This is a genomic window from Qipengyuania marisflavi, from assembly GCF_005884405.1.
Classification (GTDB): Bacteria; Pseudomonadota; Alphaproteobacteria; order Sphingomonadales; family Sphingomonadaceae; genus Qipengyuania; species Qipengyuania marisflavi.
In genome coordinates this window covers 131756-147177 of record NZ_VCAO01000001.1, presented here as the reverse complement: position 1 = coordinate 147177, position 15422 = coordinate 131756, and the positions used below count along the sequence as shown (strand labels likewise).

Sequence of the window (15422 nt, the reverse complement as noted above, 5' to 3'; positions counted from 1 at the left end):
TGGTGTGGTTGACCCGCTTTACAGTGCATAGATGAACTGTCGGTAAATCTTACACTCCTGAATGCAAAAAAGCGACGGAACGCCAAGGCGACCGTCGCTTTTCGCTACACTTGTGAGGCTGAGTTACTCGGTGACGGCATCCTGCACGGCATCGCCAGCGTTCTGCGCAGCTTCGCCGACCTGATTGGCCGCTTCACCCACCTGACCAGCAGCTTCGGTCACTGCATTATCCTTGGCCACTTCGGCATCACTCATCTGCGAAAAGAAGTAGATACCTGCGACGACAGCGACCAAGAGCAGCAGCATCCAGATCCAGCTCCCTCCACCGCCACTGCGCGGCTCGCCATCGGTGATTACGGTACGGGTGGTGTGGGTGTCGCCCGTGTCGGTGGTGGTTTCGGTGATACGTTCTTCAGTCATGTTTCACTCCCTTCGATAATTCTTATTTGCGGCATAAAACGCCTGCGAAGCAGCGCAGTTCCGCGATAGACGGTTAACGGCGGGTCAGGATTCGCCGAAATCAAACGGTGTAGCCCCGCGGCGGATCGGGTCAAAGGCCAGCTTACGCCCGCGCGGCGGCAGCGAGCGCTGACTGCAGCCGGTGCGCAGGCAGCGTTCGCATCCGGGTCCGATTGGCTGGGCGTCGGGCGGCCTAAGGGATACACCGCGCGCCTGGGCAAGATCGGTGGCCAGCACGGCCTCGATACCAATGGCAACGGCAAACTGCGCCTCGCCCGGTGCGCCGCTGCCCTCGACCGTGCGTGCCATGGTGAGCCAGCCACCGCCCTCACGCTCACCCGATTGTTCGAGCGCAACGAATTGCACCTGAAGCTCGCCCGCACGCTCAAAGGCACGGTGCGCCTGCCATAGCGGGCAGCTGGTATCCGCTTCGATGAAATGCGCCGCGCTGGCACCGACAAAGGTCTTAGAGAACTGCCCTGCACGGTCGAGCCGCACCATGAAGAACGGCAAGCCGCGCTGTCCGACGCGCTGCAAGGTGGTGAGCCGATGTGCGAGCTGCTGGAAGCTGACGCCAAAGCGGCGTTCGAGCACCGGGAGGTCGTATCCCGTGGCCTCACAAGCTCGCAGAAACCGGCCATAGGGCATCAGCAGCGCTGCGGCGAAATACCCCGCCAGATGCCGCGCAAACAGATTGCGTGCCGCTTCGTCGTTAAAGCTGGCGCCCCGCGCGATTGCGTCAATTGCCTCGCGCTGTTCGATCTGCACCAACTGCAGGGCGAGCTGAAAATTGCGTGATGGCGGGCTGAGCATTTCCGACAGCTGGACCTGCCGCGCGTGGAGATCGAGGCGGCGCAGCGTATCAGGCAATACTTCGCGCGGGAGAATACGAACGGATAGCTGGTGCCGTTCACGCAGGCGCTCGGTCAGTGCCAGTCCGATGTCGCCGCGTGACAGGCGCATTTCGTCGGCCAGTTCTTCAGCCGCATGATCTAGATCGGCAAAGTGATTACGCCATCGTTCGATCTCGCGCCGGGAAGCGGCGAGTGGATCATCACTTGCCGCCGCTGCCGGGCCAGCATCATCGTAAAGCCGCGCGAATGCTGCTGCAGCTTGCGGAGCGGCGGCGAGCAGTTCCTGCATTTCCTCGCGGTCGATCCCCAGATCGGCAAACCGTTCATCCGCGAACCGCCTGACCAACCCGTCCAATCCGCCAATCGCCTCGTCCTCACGCAGCGAGCGCGGATCGAAGGCAAATTGCTCGACCAATTGCATGACCACTCGCGCGCTGACCGGGCGCTGATTGCGTTCGATCAGATTGAGATAGCTTGGCGAAATCGACAGTCGCGTGGCCATCAACGCCTGCGTCAGCCGCTCCCGTTTACGAAGGCGGCGGATGGCGGGTCCGGCAAAAATAGCGGCATCAGCGATTTGTCATATCCTTTACAACATTACATCTCTTGCTGCCGGGAACGTCCTTCAATGACAAGTTATTTTGTAATTTTTTCTGTTGCATTGCCTCTGATGCGGCGAAGGTTGGGCCAAGGCCAACGTGCCAAATGTATTCAGGAGATTCGCCATGACTTACCAGACCGACATTGCCCAGCTTGGCCAGACCATCGAGGGAGCCGGATCGCCGTGGAACGCCATCGACGCCGAAAGCGCTTCGCGGATGCGGATGCAGAACCGCTTTCCCACCGGCCTCGACATTGCGAAATATACCGCCAAGATCATGCGTGACGATATGGCTGCCTATGACGCCGACCCTGCCGACTACACCCAGTCGCTCGGCTGCTGGCACGGTTTCATCGCCCAGCAGAAGATGATCAGCATCAAGAAGCATTTCGGATCAACCAAGCAGCGTTACCTCTACCTGTCCGGCTGGATGATCGCCGCGCTGCGCAGCGAGTTCGGCCCCCTGCCCGATCAATCCATGCACGAAAAAACCAGCGTTCCGGCGCTGATCGAGGAAATCTATACGTTCCTGCGTCAGGCCGATGCCCGCGAGTTGGGCGGCATGTTCCGCGATCTCGACGCAGCCCGCGAACGCGGCGATGCGGTTGAGGCCAAGCGGCTGGAGAACGCAGTTGAGAATTACGAAACGCACATCGTGCCGATCATCGCGGACATCGATGCCGGGTTCGGCAATGCCGAAGCGACATATCTTCTCGCCAAGAAGATGATCGAAGCCGGTGCCTGCGCAATTCAGATCGAAAATCAGGTTTCGGACGAAAAGCAGTGCGGTCATCAGGACGGCAAGGTCACCGTTCCGCACGAAGACTTCCTCCAGAAAATCCGCGCGATCCGCTATGCCTTCCTTGAGCTTGGCGTTGACGACGGCATCATTGTTGCCCGCACCGACAGCCTGGGTGCCGGCCTGACCAAGCAGATCGCAGTCACCAAGGAAGAAGGCGATCTGGGCGACCAGTACAATGCCTTCCTCGATTGTGAGGAGATCGACCCTGCCAACATCAAGAATGGCGACGTATTCCTGAGCCGCGAAGGCAAATTGCTGCGACCCAAGCGCCTGCCGTCAAACCTTTATCAGTTCCGCGCCGGAACCGGAGAAGACCGCTGCGTGCTCGACAGCATTACCAGCCTCCAGAACGGCGCCGACCTGCTGTGGATCGAAACCGAGAAGCCGCATATCGACCAGATCGCCGGAATGGTTGACCGCATCCGTGAAGTCGTCCCGAACGCGAAGCTGGTTTACAACAATTCGCCCAGCTTCAACTGGACGCTCAACTTCCGCCAGCAGGTCTATGACGCCTGGGAAGCCGAAGGCCGCGATGTGTCGGAGTTTGACCGTGCGAAGCTGATGAGCGTGGATTATGACAGCACCGAGCTGGCCCACACTGCGGACGAGAAAATCCGCACCTTCCAGCGCGATGCAGCCAAGCGGGCAGGCATTTTCCACCATCTGATCACGCTGCCGACCTATCACACGGCTGCGCTGAGCACCGACAATCTGGCCAAGGAATACTTCGGCGATCAGGGAATGCTGGGATACGTCAAGAAGGTCCAGCGCGAGGAAATCCGCCAAGGCATAGCCTGCGTGCGCCACCAGAACATGGCCGGTTCGGACATGGGCGACGACCACAAGGAATATTTTGCCGGTGAAGCCGCATTGAAAGCGGGCGGCAAGGACAACACAATGAACCAGTTTGCGGCGGCCTGACAGTCAGCCGAAGGAACCAGTTCGCGGCAGCCTGAGGAGAGATGCCATGACGACCGAAAGCACTACATCGAAGGAACCGACCCGCGCGCGGGCGCTGTTCTCGACTGCCGATTTCCGGCTGCTGCGCACCGCGCTGACCAACTATGCACGGCAGATCGACGACCGTGAGGAATTGGCGAAGATCAACGCCCTGCATCACCGCCTGGGCACCTACGTGTCAGGCGAATAATCCAGAGTTCTCCTGGGGAGGAGAATACGGCCGTCGGAGTCCCCCAAAGGCTCCGGCGGCCGGCATTTTTCAGTTTGGCCTGCTAGCCCTGCGTCGGCATCAGCTGGAGCGCAGCCGACACCATCCCTTCGGCACCTGTCGCGATCACCTTTTCCGCGTCCGGTGCCCAGAATGGCGAATGCAGAGAAGGCAATGACGCCTCGCCGGCCTGCGCCTTGTCATAAAGGTCCTGCGGCACTCCGCCTACCCAGAAGATCAGCGATTGCACATCATCGGGTGCAGCGCGCTTGAACTGGCTGAAATCCTCGCCGCCCATCACCGACGGCACCTGCATCACGCGCGCATCGCCCAGACGCGTGCGCAGCCCGGCCATGATCGTCTCAGTGAATTCTGGATCGTTATAGGTTGAGGGGGTATATTCCTCCTCGATCATCACGACCGGCATCTTGTCCTCGGGCATCCCCGCCGCAATCGCTTCACCACGCGCGATGCGCGAAATACCGTCGAGCAATAGTTTGCGGCTGGCATCGGAATAGCTGCGCACGGTAATTTGCAGCTTAGCCTCGTCCGAGATGATGTTGTGCTTGGCACCGGCGTGGAAACTGCCGACGGTCACCACTGCGGGATCGAGCGGGCTGCTTTCGCGGCTGACCAAAGTTTGCAGCTTCATCACGATCGCACTGGCCAGCACCACCGGATCGCGGGTGGTGTGGGGATATGCGCCGTGCCCGCCGATACCGGGTACAGTGATGTCCACGCTGTCGACATTGGCCAGCGCGAAACCGGGGGAATAGCCGACCATTCCGGCGGGAAACTGCGCCGCATCGTGAAAGGCCACAGCGTAATCCGGCTTGGGAAAGCGGGTGTATAGCCCGTCATCCAGCATGGCCTTGGCACCCAGCCCGATTTCCTCGGCTGGTTGCAGGATCATCACCAGCGTGCCCTGCCATTCATCCTTGCGCGCGGCCAATTGCTGCGCGGCACCGATAAACGCCGTCATATGCGTATCATGGCCGCAGGCATGCATCACGCCGGTGGTTACACCGCTGGCGGGCGTGGCGACCTGCTTTGAAGCGAAGGCCAGGCCGGTTTGCTCAACCACCGGCAAACCGTCCATATCGGCGCGCAGCATGACGGTTGGCCCTGCGCCATTGGTCATGACTGATACGACGCCGGTCTTGCCCACGCCCTCTGTCACGACGAAACCCAGTTTGCGCATCCGCTCCGCCAGCAATTTGGCGGTGCGATGCTCTTCAAAGCTCAGTTCAGGATGTGCGTGGAGATCGCGGTACAGCTCCATCAACGCGGGCATATCGGCAGCGATATCCTGCGTCAGTTCGTCGGCATGGGCGGGCATGGCTGTGACGGCGAGCGCCGCGGCGAGGAAGGGAAGGTGTCTGGTCATGGCAATCATCCTATCGTGATGGGAGCTATCGGCAAGATACAAGCGTGCAATCGCTGGCGGGCGACGCGGGTAGCAGGGCTGGCTCAATCAACTGCCACACGGGTTTACGCCCCAAACGAGCATTGAACAGGGTGTTGAAGGTGCCTGGGTCGCTGGAAGGCTCATCCAGCGCACCGCCAAATTCGGATCGCACCGCAGCCCGGTCATACCCCATCGCCGCAAGCAGCGTGGGGGCGATCATATAATGGCTGGCTGTGCCGTATGGCTGAAAAGCCAATGCTCCTGCTTTGCCCTGTATTGCAACCAAGGGCACCGCGCCTTCGGACGGGGCGGGATCGGACTGGCAATGCGTTGTCGTGCCTGCATGACCATCCTCGTGGAGGTCCTGCCCGTGATCGGCGGTATAAATAACAAGCGCCCTATTCAGCGTGCCGCTCTCGAGCAGCTTGTCAAAGAACGCCGAGACATTCCACAGCAGGGTGTTGCGATAGGAATTGCGATAGCGCCGCCAATCGTCCGGCGCACCGGCAAAACCTTCGCGTGATCCGGTATCACCGATATCGGTGTAACCGCCCCTTGGCAGCGCAGGACGGTACTGCATCGCGCCATCGGGATATTTGTCATGCACCGGGAAATGCGCGCCCATCTTGTTGACGATGATGAATGCTGCGCGGTCGTCTGCCATTTCCTGCAACAGCGCATCGGCGGCGGCCATATCGCGGTCGCGCACTGTCACTTTGCCGAACTGGATGAAACGGTCGATGCTGGCACGCTCGGCGTCGTCCATCAGGTTCTGATAGGCGCCGTCGGTGCGCTGGGCATCGATATAGACGGTCTGGAGTCCCGCGCCCTTGGCGTAATCCCACAGCGATGGCCCCTTCGCGATCTGGCGCAGATAGTTCGCGCGCGTTCCGCCAAACCGCAGCGCGGCATTGGTCCCGACGCTGCAATTTGTAATCGCAGCTGCAATCCCGAAATTTGCTATGTCGAGGCCAGCCCAATCCTGCGAAAGCGGCGTCGCGACACCCTCTGGCGAACCGATATCGAGGTAGTTCCCTGCAACACTTTCGTCCACGATAAGCACGATATCGCGGTACAATGGCGCGCTGACGGCCTGCATGGTGACGCTCTCACGCGGTCCGAGCCCGCCCTGCAAATGCTCGTAACTGGCCAGCAGGCTGTAAGCAAAGCCGGTATAGCTGTCGGGCAGCCCCTTGGCCCCGTCCCCGCCGCGCACGAACAGCAGCAGCGTGATGATTATGGTCGCAACAATTGGCCCCGCCAGCGTCGGCCATGTGGGCACTTTGGACCGGTTAATTGGCGCCAATCCGATGCCCAGCAACAGCGCGGTGGCCGGCAGGATCGCACCCAGAAAAGCTGCCCGGTTCTGCGCCAGCGCGTCACCGATGAAACCGCTCGACGCGAGCATATTGATATGCGCGTCATAAGTCAGATAGGCCCCGCTCGCCCGCGCAAAGGTGTCGACGTAATAGGCTGCAGCTGCGAACAACGCAGCCAGCGCCCAGCGCAGCCAGTGGTTTCGCACCCATGATGCGCCGAGAATACCCACCCAGGCGATTGCCAGAAGCGCAAGATAGACGAGCCGGGCAGCAAAGCCGTGGATGTCGGCAAACCGGTCTACGACCTGCGGTAAACTCAGCGCCGCGATCAATGCGAAAAGCGCGAATTTCAGCCAGCCTCGCCATGACTGATTGCGCGCTGTCACAGCCTACAGGCCGTAAGTCACAACAAGTGCCAGCGAGAGCGTTGCGACCATCAGCAGCACCAGCGGCACGCCCGTGCGCACATAGTCGCCGAACTCGTAACTGCCCTCCGCCATGATCAGCATATTGGTCTGATAGGCAATCGGGGTCGCGTAACAAAGGTTGCACCCGAACAGCACTGCCAGCACCAGCGGTTCAGGCGGCAGGCCCAGAGTATGTGCGATGCTGAAGGCAATCGGCGTAGCAATTGTGGCCGCTGCGGCGTTAGAGGCGAAATTGGTCAGCAACGTCACAAACAGCATGATCGCCGCCAGCACCGCCGCAGGCGTCAGATATTGCAGGCCCAGCGCCAAAGCTTGCCCCAGCCAATCCGCCGCGCCGCTATCCAGGATAATCCGGCCCACGGCGATGCTGGCAGCGACCAGTACGATGACCTGCGCCGATAGCGCCCGGCCAACCCGGTCGAATTTCACACACCCGGTCAGGAACATCAGAATCGCGCCGGCCAGCGCGGAAATCGCAATCGGCACAAAGCCGAGGCTGGCGAACAGGACCGCCCCGCCCATAATCGCCGCAGCAACCACAGCGCGCGACCGGCGCGGCAATTCGCGCATTCCCTCAAGGATCAGCAGGCTGTCGGATTGCGCAAATTTCTGCAGGTCTTCGGGCAGACCCATCGCCAGCAGCACGTCACCTTCGGTAATGCGAACATCGCCGCCGCTGCTGTATTCATCCTTCGGGCCGACCAGCCGTTCAGGCCGGTGCGTCCCGATCACTGCGACACCATAAAGGTCGGCAATACCCGAGCTTGGCAATGTCCGTCCGATCAGCCGCGAATCCGCCGTCACGGTCATTTCCACCACGACAATATCGGCGCTGGTCTCGATAGAACGACGCTTGATGCGGTCGAGCACCCAGCTGGGCGCTGCATCGCCGCGCAGGATCCGTGCCGCTTCCTCGATTGCCTCATGCGTGCCCGACATCCTCAGGCGTTGCTGCGGGCGGATCAGGCCAAGCGGTACATCATGAAACTCAATGCCATCAGGCAGCCGCGCCTGAACTTCATGCAATTCACGTCCGTTGAGGATCGAGTTTTCATTTACCCGCAAACGCGCATCGAAGCGGCGCATATGACCGGTCTTCACCACGCGGTTGTCGCCCAGCATCCGTGGCATGACCAGCCAGACATATGGCAAGGCCACAGCCGCCGCGATCAACACGATGGGCGTGAAGTGGAAAACGTCCATCTCCGGCATCCCTAGGTCGACGGCGATGGAGACGACCAGGATATTCGTCGAAGTTCCGATTGTCGTGGCCACCCCGCCCAGCAGCGATGCGGCGTTGAGCGGGATCAGTGTCTTGGAAGCAGGCATGGCACCGCGCGCGGCAAGAGCCACAAAGATGGGCATCAACAGCACCAGTACCGGCGTATTGTTGACGAACATCGACAGGGTAAATGCAATCAGTAGCGAAACCAGCAGGCCAAGTTGCAGGTTGATCTTGAACAATCGCTCCATCAACCGCGCGGCCGGCTCCAGCGCTCCGGTAACCACCAGTCCGCGTCCCATTATCATCAGCGCGCAAATGGTGATCAATGCGTAATGGCCAAACCCCGCGAAGGCGAGTGCCAGACCATCGGTGGGGCCGGACCCTTCCAGCGGGAAGAAATACAGACCCACCGCAATCACGGCAATCGTCAGCAGCGAGACGATCTCGACCGACATCCGCCCGCGGGCAAAGGCGATGAACATGACGACGGTAACGGCCATCGCTGCCATCGCGTGATATGAAGGTAGGCCGATCATCGCTGTGCGCGTGGATCACAAAGGCTGGCGCAGAACGCAAGCATTTGTTTTGTGGTGCCCCTGGCCGGACTCGAACCGGCACTTCCGTAGAAAAACGATTTTGAGTCGTTCGCGTCTACCAATTCCGCCACAGGGGCACTGCCCGCAGGAGCGCGCGCTTAGCCGAGCCGGACGCGGCTAACAAGCCGGTCTTGCACTTCGATGAAAATCACGCCTTGATCGCACCCGCCAGCAATTTGTGAAGCCGCGAATGCAGTGTGTCATTGGCGGCCAGCACCTGCTTGGAATGGATCGGCGCCGAACGTCCGCGAAAATCGGACACAAAGCCTCCGGCCTCCCGCACTATCAGGCAGCCGGCTGCGGTGTCCCAATCGTTGAGATCACTTTCCCAGAAGCCATCGAAGCGGCCAGCTGCCAGCCATGCCAGATCCAGCGATGCAGCGCCGTAACGCCGGATTCCAGCAACTTGCGGACCAATCGCGGCGAATATCTTGGTCCATTCGCTGAAATCGCCATGCCCTCCAAACGGAATGCCAGTGGCGATCAGCGCTTCGGACAGACCCTTGCGACCGGAAACCCGCAACCGGCCATCATGCAGCCAGGCACCGCGCGTTTTTTCGGCCCAGAATGTCTCGTCAGTGACCGGGTTGTAAACGACCCCGGCAGTCACTTCGCCCCAGCCAGACCCGTCCAGCTTGGGTTCCTGTGCCGCGATTGAGATCGCGAAATGCGGGATACCGTGCAGGAAGTTGCTGGTCCCGTCGAGCGGGTCGACAATCCAGCGCGGCTTGCCTGCATCGCCTTCGATCACGCCGCCCTCCTCCATCACAAAGCCCCAATCGGGCCGTGCGTAGAGCAGCTCGTCATAGATTGTGCGTTCGGCGATCTGGTCCGCCTTGGACACGAAGTCGGCGGGGCCTTTGCGGCTGACCTGAAGGTGTTCAACCTCGCCAAAGTCACGGCGCAGCCGACCGCCCGCTTTACGCGCGGCCTTTTCCATTACGCGGATAATACCCGATACAGCGGCCATGTGTGATTAGTCCGTAATGACGCGGATCGAGCGCGCTTGAAGGTGAATATCGCCCCACTCGCAGGACATATCGAAACGAGTGCCCTCGATCTTGAACGATGCAATGGCAAAGCGGCGCTGGATCCCGTCCTTGGTTTCCACATCCGCACGATCGAGCTGCAATGTCGAGATGCCGGCGAAGCGCAGCATTCCGGGATGGAAGCAGCAAGTCTCGCCCTCGCCCGGATCTTCGTAATCAATGTGCGCAGGGTCGAGACAGAAATCCATTTCGAGGATCAGCTCGTCATCATCGATGATCACGCCCAGCAGGCAGCTTTTCTCAATATCGACGTTCTCGAAACGGCTGGCGATGGATTTGCCCATGGTTCTGCTCCGTTCAGCTAACTTTGCTAATGTATGTGCGCTCGTACACATCGACCATGATGCGGGTGCCGCTTTCGATATGTGGCGGCACCATGACGCGCACGCCATTGTCCAGCACGGCCGGCTTGAAGCTGGATGAGGCGGTCTGCCCCTTCACCACAGCATCGGCCTCGACAATAACGGCTTCGACCTGTTCGGGCAGAGCGACCGAAATCGGCTTCTCGTCCCACAATTCCAGCGTGATCTGCATCCCGTCCTGCAGGAATGGGCGGGCATCGCCCAGCAGATCGGATGGCAGGTTGATCTGTTCGTAGGTGTCCTGATCCATGAACACCAGCATATCGCCATCTTCGTAAAGGAACTGGAATTCCTTGGTGTCGAGGCGAACCCGCTCCACCGAGTCGGCGCTGCGGAAGCGGACGTTGGTTTTGCGGCCATCCTGCAGGTTCTTCATTTCAACCTGCATGTAGGCGCCGCCCTTGCCCGGCTGGGTATGCTGAATCTTGGCGACCTTCCAGATGCCGCGTTCGTATTCGATGATATTGCCGGGACGAATGTCCACGCCGCTTATCTTCATGAAAAATGCCTTCGATTGGAAAGAGCAGCCGCCCGCCGGGCGACCTGTGCGCCGCGCGCATTAGCCCAGCGGCACAGATGGGGCAAGGCGGGTGGAAAAACTGCGCCTGCAATGCTATATAGCTACTTGGACGTATATGATGAAAACACGCAAACTCCCCTTGATGCTCGCCCTTGCGGCAGGCCTGATCGCTGCCCCGTCGGTGACCGGCGCACTATCCGCACAGGGCCGCTTGGGCCTGTTGTCACAGGGTGAGTATGTGTGCGCCCTGCCCGGAAACGCGGTCGGCACACCCTGGGTCGAAGAACCCACGCGAAATTTCGCGATAACGGGGGCCTCCAGCTATCGTACCGGTCGCGGCAATGGCACTTATTTGCTGGAGGGCGCACGGGTCACCTTCACACGTGGACCGATGAAGGGCATGAAACTGATGCGGCTTGGCTCAGGCCTGCTGCAAGAAGTCGGGCGCGATGATAAATTGGGCCGCTTGCGCTGCCACCGCGCCGGTCCGCTCAACTAAAGCGATAAATCAGACCACCTATTTCGCGCGTGTCAGCAATGGATAGGGATTGAGCGCATTGGCCGGCTCCCACCATTCTGCTTCTGGCGTGGTTCGCATGATAGCGAAATGCAGATGCGGTGCTTCGTCAGACGCATTGCCAGAACTGCCAACCGTGCCCAGCCGCTGACCGCGGCGAACCCGCTGCCCTTCGACCAGGCCGTCGGCATATTGGTCAAGATGTGCGTAATAGTGAATGGTGGTACCATTTTCGCTGCGCACATAGATCGTCTTGCCGCCAGCCTTTGACAGGAACAGTTTTTCCACGGTGCCCGGCGCTGCGGCAAGCACGCTGGTGCCGCGCGGCGCCATAATGTCGATCGCCTCGTGCAACCGGTCCCCGCCTGCACGGGCATCTGTGTAAGTGTCACTGAGGTCATCGGGACGGATATTCATGACCGGTATCATCAGTTCACGCGTACTGCGCGCACTGGGTGCTGTTGCGCTTTCGGTGTCCAGAATTGCAGCAACTTCGACTGGATCGTCGCCAGTTTCTTCACCCGTCGCGGAGTCGGTTGCGACCGCCATCGTCGCCGATGGACTGGGCGCGGCCTCCGCCGGGCGAGTGCTGCCAATCTGGCTGGCACTGCTCGCATTGTCCATCAGGCTACCCCCCGCGACGATCCAGACGGCGCTGGTGATCGTCGCGGTGATGATAATGGTGAGAAAACGGTCGACTATGCTCATTTGTGCAGCCTAGCCGATTACGCTTCGAAAAGCACCTGTGTGCTTGTTGAAACCATCTGGGACAGGCGCGCCGCATCCCAATTGGTCAGACGCACGCAGCCGTGGCTCTGTGCGCGGCCAATGGTTTCGGGCGCTGGTGTGCCGTGGATACCGTAATGTTCCTTCGACAAGTCGATCCACACCACGCCCACCGGACCATTCGGGCCGGGAGGAAGCTGCTGCTTCTCAGTCTCGTCTGAAACGTCCCAGAACAGTTCAGGATTGTAGGCAAACGGCGGATTCTTGGCGACGCCGGTAATTTTCCAATCGCCCAGTGGCAGCGGATCATTGTTCGAGCCGGTAGTGACGGTGAACAGGGCCACCAGTTTGTTGTCCTTGTCGAAAGCCTTGAGCGTTCCTGCGCCCTTGCTGACCACCACCTTGGCAACCTCGGGCTGCTCGGTCCCGACACCCAGAGAGGCGAGCGTTCGCTGCCAATCAGTGGAATCGATTGCGCCCGGCTTGATCTTGTCACCGCCGATATTGGGGACGCGGATCTGCTGTCCGGCGGCGAAATAGGATTTTGGACCAGTAGATTTTGCAGCATCGCTCGCGCTCGCGCTGGCGCTTGGCGTCGGCTTCGCCGAGCTGGTCGCAGTCGGCTTAGCGGCTGCGCTGGCGTCCATTCCCGCCGGGCGGCCATTGGGGTTGAGCTGCTTGAGCACCGCCACAGTGGTGTGAAAACGTTCAGCCAGACGTTCATCGAGCGATTCGTAGCCAAGCCGCTTCATCTTCGCCTGATCAGCGGCATCATCCGGCACCGCCTGATAGCTATCGCTGTTCCAGTCTGTTGGAATGGTAACGACGCGTGTAGCAGGGATCCGCTCCCACTCGCCAAGCGCCGCCTTGGTCTTTTCATCAAGCTTGCCGGTCGCCTCGAAATCATTCGCGAGCTGGAATCCGCGAAGCGCATTCTCGGTGCTCATGCCCATCTTGCCGTCAATCACGCCCGGGCCGAAGCCAAGCCGGTCCAGCACGACCTGCGCCTGCATGACGGGCCGCTCTTCACTGTCCGGAACGCCAGCGTCCGAATCCGCGCCTGCCATATCGCCCGACAAATCATCTTTTGACGCCATGCTGTCAGCGTAATTGTCGTCGCCATATGTCTGATAACCGTAATCGGTGCCCGTCTGGCCAGCGCTGGCGGCGGTGTCGGTTGCGGTCTTGTCATTGTCTTGTCCGCTCATCCCGCAAGCGGCGAGAGCGAGGCAGGATACGGCGGCGAGGATAGTGCGCATGGAATTCTCCCAGAGTTAGGCGGGACGCGACCCGCCCCTTCTGGAGAGTTAAACTCACGCGGCGGCGATTTTATCCGCAAAAGCTTTTACAGCGGCAATTTCGTCCCCAGACCATACTGCCCCGGACACGGCCAGAAAGTCTGCCCCGGCCTTGATGATGGGCGTGCAATTGTCCGGTGTGATGCCGCCAATCGCCACGCTGGGTATCTCGAAAATCTTGCTCCACCATTCGAGCAGGTCGAGCTCGGCGTGGTGTTCAGTGTCTTTGGTGCTGCTGGGGTGGAAGGCGCCGAAAGCCACGTAATCCGCGCCGTGGTCGCCCGCCTCCATCGCGAAATGGCGGCTGTTATGACACGTCACGCCGATCTGCGCTTCACGGCCCAGTTCTTCACGCGCGTCGGCGACAGTGCCATCGCTTTGACCCAGATGGACGCCATCGGCCCCCAGCCGCTTCGCCAAGGCGACATCGTCATTGACGATGAATGCCACATCTTGCGCCGCACAAATTTCTTGCAGTGGCGCAGCCAGCTCAGCCGCTTTGTGCTGGTCCAGCCCCTTCACACGGAACTGAAATGCAGTGACCGGCCCTGCCTTCAAAGCGCGCGCAAGGCGGTCAGGAAAGGTGCCCGAAACTTCGAGCGGCGATATCAGATAAAGCTGGCAATCGGTCATCGGCGGCGTGGTAGTGCCTGCGGAAGCATTCGTCACGCATTCAGGCACGCGAAAGCGCAGCGGGCGCTAAGTTTGTGGATGACCATCCGTTTAGCCCTCACCGCTTTCGCCCCGCTCGCACTGTCAGCCTGCGTGGTGATCCCCGATGCGCCCAATGTTGCCGGCACACCTGTCGCGGAGGGAACCGCCGTCGGCTTGCTGCAACCCGTGCGGATCGCCGATGTTGTCGTGACGCCGATCAAGGTGGCCGAGGACAGCCGCTGCCCGATCAATGCGCGTTGCGTCTGGGCCGGGCGGCTGATCGTCGAAACCCGCATCGACGGCGAAGGCTGGCGCGACACGGCCAATATTACGCTGGGCGAGACCTTTGGCACGCATGGCCGCGTGGTGGCGCTGGTTGCAGCCGCACCCGACATCGTCACCGAGCGCGAGGCACGGCCAAGCGACTATCGCTTCACCTATGAGGCGCGCTAAATTACGCGCGCGCCTTGCGATCAGGTGATTGATGCAGCCTGGATCTTGTCGATTGCCGCGCCGAGCGTCTTGTCGAATTCCGCATCGTCCTGATGATGGCGCAGATCCTGCAACAGCCCGCGGCTGAAACTGGCGATCATACCGGGATTTTGGGACAGTTTCTCGCACGCTTCATCCGTCGAAAAGCCGCCTGACAGTGCCACGACCCGCAGCACGCGGGGATCGCTGGCCAACTGCGCATACAGCCCAGCTTCGACCGGGATCGACAGTTTCAGCATAACCTGCTGACCATCGGCAAGCGTATCAAGGCCCTCCTGGATAGCTACCAGAAGCACTGCTTCTCCAGCGGCGCGATCATCTGCGGTGATGTCGTATTCCGGTTCCAGCATTGGCATCAGCCCGGCTGCCAGAATGCGTTTGGCTTCAACAAACTGCTGCTGGACGATGGCTTTGATACCTTCGGCATTGTTCGACTTGATGACGCTGCGCATCTTCGTGCCGAACACGCCCTTGGCCTTGGCCCGCGCGCACAACGCTTCCAGATCGGGCATAGGCTTCATCAGCTGCACGCCATTGGCCTCGTCTTCCAGACCCTTGTCGACCTTGAGGAACGGGACAATGCCGCGCTCTGCCAGACGGGTCGGGACGGGCTTGCCGCCGCTTTCACCGTCCATTGTCTTTTCAAACAGGATGGCACCGATGACCTTGCCATTACCGAAGCAATCGCTCTCGACGATGCGGCTGCGCATCTGGTGGATCAGCGCAAACATTTCGTCATCGCCGTTCCAGGCATCTTCTTCAACGCCATAGCCGCGCAGTGCCTTGGGCGTTGAACCGCCCGACTGGTCGAGCGCTGCAACAAAACCCTGTCCGTCAGCCACACGGGCCTTCATCTCGTCGAATGTCATATCCATAAACCCCATCTGGCGCGCATACGAATGCACGGCTATCGCGCAGCGCCTCTAGCGAGCCGCACGCCTGCT

Annotated in this window: 16 protein-coding genes and 1 tRNA gene; 4 read left to right on the top strand and 13 right to left on the bottom strand. The window is 60.4% G+C overall.

Features of this window, described 5'->3' with window-relative positions; genetic code table 11:
• Positions 1-123: 123 nt before the first annotated feature.
• Both FEV51_RS00735 and FEV51_RS00730 read right to left on the bottom strand, forming a co-directional pair.
• Positions 124-420 carry a hypothetical protein gene (locus FEV51_RS00735; RefSeq protein WP_138615321.1) on the bottom strand — a complete coding sequence of 99 codons (297 nt, stop codon included), beginning with the start codon at positions 418-420 and terminating at the stop codon, positions 124-126.
• Between the two features lie 84 nt (positions 421-504).
• A complete protein-coding gene (locus FEV51_RS00730) occupies positions 505-1890 on the bottom strand; it encodes a helix-turn-helix domain-containing protein (RefSeq protein ID WP_138615320.1) in 1386 nt (461 codons plus the stop codon).
• 148 nt (positions 1891-2038) lie between these two features.
• On the opposite strand from FEV51_RS00730, the gene FEV51_RS00725 reads away from it, so the two are divergent.
• Entirely contained in the window at positions 2039-3637 is a 1599-nt protein-coding gene (locus FEV51_RS00725) for an isocitrate lyase (protein WP_138615319.1), read from the top strand.
• A gap of 46 nt (positions 3638-3683) precedes the next feature.
• On the top strand, positions 3684-3866 hold the full coding sequence (locus tag FEV51_RS00720) for a hypothetical protein (RefSeq protein WP_138615318.1): 183 nt from the start codon (positions 3684-3686) through the stop codon (positions 3864-3866).
• An 82-nt stretch (positions 3867-3948) separates the two neighbouring features.
• Here the strand turns inward: FEV51_RS00720 and FEV51_RS00715 are convergent, their stop codons facing one another.
• The 7 genes from FEV51_RS00715 to efp all read right to left on the bottom strand — a co-directional run bounded on the left by FEV51_RS00715 (position 3949) and on the right by efp (position 10770).
• A complete protein-coding gene (locus FEV51_RS00715; RefSeq protein WP_425466581.1) occupies positions 3949-5271 on the bottom strand; it encodes an amidohydrolase in 1323 nt (440 codons plus the stop codon).
• A 25-nt stretch (positions 5272-5296) separates the two neighbouring features.
• Complete coding sequence (locus tag FEV51_RS00710; RefSeq protein ID WP_138615316.1) at positions 5297-6997, bottom strand: sulfatase-like hydrolase/transferase; 1701 nt, start codon at positions 6995-6997, stop codon at positions 5297-5299.
• A gap of 3 nt (positions 6998-7000) precedes the next feature.
• Complete coding sequence (locus tag FEV51_RS00705) at positions 7001-8800, bottom strand: SLC13 family permease (RefSeq protein WP_171032994.1); 1800 nt, start codon at positions 8798-8800, stop codon at positions 7001-7003.
• Positions 8801-8852: 52 nt separating this feature from the next.
• Positions 8853-8937: transfer RNA gene (locus FEV51_RS00700), tRNA-Leu, on the bottom strand.
• A gap of 71 nt (positions 8938-9008) precedes the next feature.
• Entirely contained in the window at positions 9009-9830 is an 822-nt protein-coding gene (locus tag FEV51_RS00695; protein ID WP_138615315.1) for an inositol monophosphatase family protein, read from the bottom strand.
• 6 nt (positions 9831-9836) lie between these two features.
• On the bottom strand, positions 9837-10193 hold the full coding sequence (locus FEV51_RS00690; RefSeq protein ID WP_138615314.1) for a hypothetical protein: 357 nt from the start codon (positions 10191-10193) through the stop codon (positions 9837-9839).
• Positions 10194-10206: 13 nt separating this feature from the next.
• Complete coding sequence (gene efp / locus FEV51_RS00685) at positions 10207-10770, bottom strand: elongation factor P (RefSeq protein WP_138615313.1); 564 nt, start codon at positions 10768-10770, stop codon at positions 10207-10209.
• A gap of 160 nt (positions 10771-10930) precedes the next feature.
• Between efp and FEV51_RS00680 the strand changes: the two genes are divergently transcribed.
• On the top strand, positions 10931-11290 hold the full coding sequence (locus FEV51_RS00680; RefSeq protein ID WP_425466580.1) for a hypothetical protein: 360 nt from the start codon (positions 10931-10933) through the stop codon (positions 11288-11290).
• Positions 11291-11308: 18 nt separating this feature from the next.
• On the opposite strand, the gene FEV51_RS00675 is transcribed toward FEV51_RS00680, so the two are convergent.
• The 3 genes from FEV51_RS00675 to thiE are packed head-to-tail and all read right to left on the bottom strand — an operon-like array spanning position 11309 to position 13965.
• Positions 11309-12016, bottom strand: a complete 708-nt coding sequence (locus FEV51_RS00675; RefSeq protein WP_138615312.1) for a M23 family metallopeptidase — start codon at positions 12014-12016, stop codon at positions 11309-11311.
• Between the two features lie 17 nt (positions 12017-12033).
• Positions 12034-13293 carry a L,D-transpeptidase family protein gene (locus FEV51_RS00670; RefSeq protein ID WP_246034380.1) on the bottom strand — a complete coding sequence of 420 codons (1260 nt, stop codon included), beginning with the start codon at positions 13291-13293 and terminating at the stop codon, positions 12034-12036.
• Between the two features lie 54 nt (positions 13294-13347).
• Positions 13348-13965 (bottom strand): thiamine phosphate synthase, encoded by a 618-nt coding sequence (gene thiE / locus FEV51_RS00665; protein WP_138616283.1) that lies wholly within the window; start codon positions 13963-13965, stop codon positions 13348-13350.
• Between the two features lie 78 nt (positions 13966-14043).
• On the opposite strand from thiE, the gene FEV51_RS00660 reads away from it, so the two are divergent.
• A complete protein-coding gene (locus tag FEV51_RS00660; protein ID WP_138615311.1) occupies positions 14044-14439 on the top strand; it encodes a hypothetical protein in 396 nt (131 codons plus the stop codon).
• Positions 14440-14459: 20 nt separating this feature from the next.
• On the opposite strand, the gene FEV51_RS00655 is transcribed toward FEV51_RS00660, so the two are convergent.
• Entirely contained in the window at positions 14460-15347 is an 888-nt protein-coding gene (locus tag FEV51_RS00655; protein WP_138616281.1) for a fructose bisphosphate aldolase, read from the bottom strand.
• Between the last annotated feature and the right edge of the window lie 75 nt (positions 15348-15422).

What these genes read in the sequence shown, in the direction of transcription:
- FEV51_RS00655 (WP_138616281.1), bottom strand. Translation starts at nt 15,347, where the DNA reads ATGACATTCGACGAGATGAAGGCCCGTGTGGCTGACGGACAGGGTTTT.
- FEV51_RS00735 (WP_138615321.1), bottom strand. Translation starts at nt 420, where the DNA reads ATGACTGAAGAACGTATCACCGAAACCACCACCGACACGGGCGACACC.
- FEV51_RS00675 (WP_138615312.1), bottom strand. Translation starts at nt 12,016, where the DNA reads ATGAGCATAGTCGACCGTTTTCTCACCATTATCATCACCGCGACGATC.
- FEV51_RS00660 (WP_138615311.1), top strand. Translation starts at nt 14,044, where the DNA reads ATGACCATCCGTTTAGCCCTCACCGCTTTCGCCCCGCTCGCACTGTCA.
- FEV51_RS00695 (WP_138615315.1), bottom strand. Translation starts at nt 9,830, where the DNA reads ATGGCCGCTGTATCGGGTATTATCCGCGTAATGGAAAAGGCCGCGCGT.
- FEV51_RS00690 (WP_138615314.1), bottom strand. Translation starts at nt 10,193, where the DNA reads ATGGGCAAATCCATCGCCAGCCGTTTCGAGAACGTCGATATTGAGAAA.
- FEV51_RS00670 (WP_246034380.1), bottom strand. Translation starts at nt 13,293, where the DNA reads ATGCGCACTATCCTCGCCGCCGTATCCTGCCTCGCTCTCGCCGCTTGC.
- FEV51_RS00705 (WP_171032994.1), bottom strand. Translation starts at nt 8,800, where the DNA reads ATGATCGGCCTACCTTCATATCACGCGATGGCAGCGATGGCCGTTACC.
- FEV51_RS00715 (WP_425466581.1), bottom strand. Translation starts at nt 5,271, where the DNA reads ATGACCAGACACCTTCCCTTCCTCGCCGCGGCGCTCGCCGTCACAGCC.
- efp (WP_138615313.1), bottom strand. Translation starts at nt 10,770, where the DNA reads ATGAAGATAAGCGGCGTGGACATTCGTCCCGGCAATATCATCGAATAC.
- FEV51_RS00725 (WP_138615319.1), top strand. Translation starts at nt 2,039, where the DNA reads ATGACTTACCAGACCGACATTGCCCAGCTTGGCCAGACCATCGAGGGA.
- thiE (WP_138616283.1), bottom strand. Translation starts at nt 13,965, where the DNA reads ATGACCGATTGCCAGCTTTATCTGATATCGCCGCTCGAAGTTTCGGGC.
- FEV51_RS00720 (WP_138615318.1), top strand. Translation starts at nt 3,684, where the DNA reads ATGACGACCGAAAGCACTACATCGAAGGAACCGACCCGCGCGCGGGCG.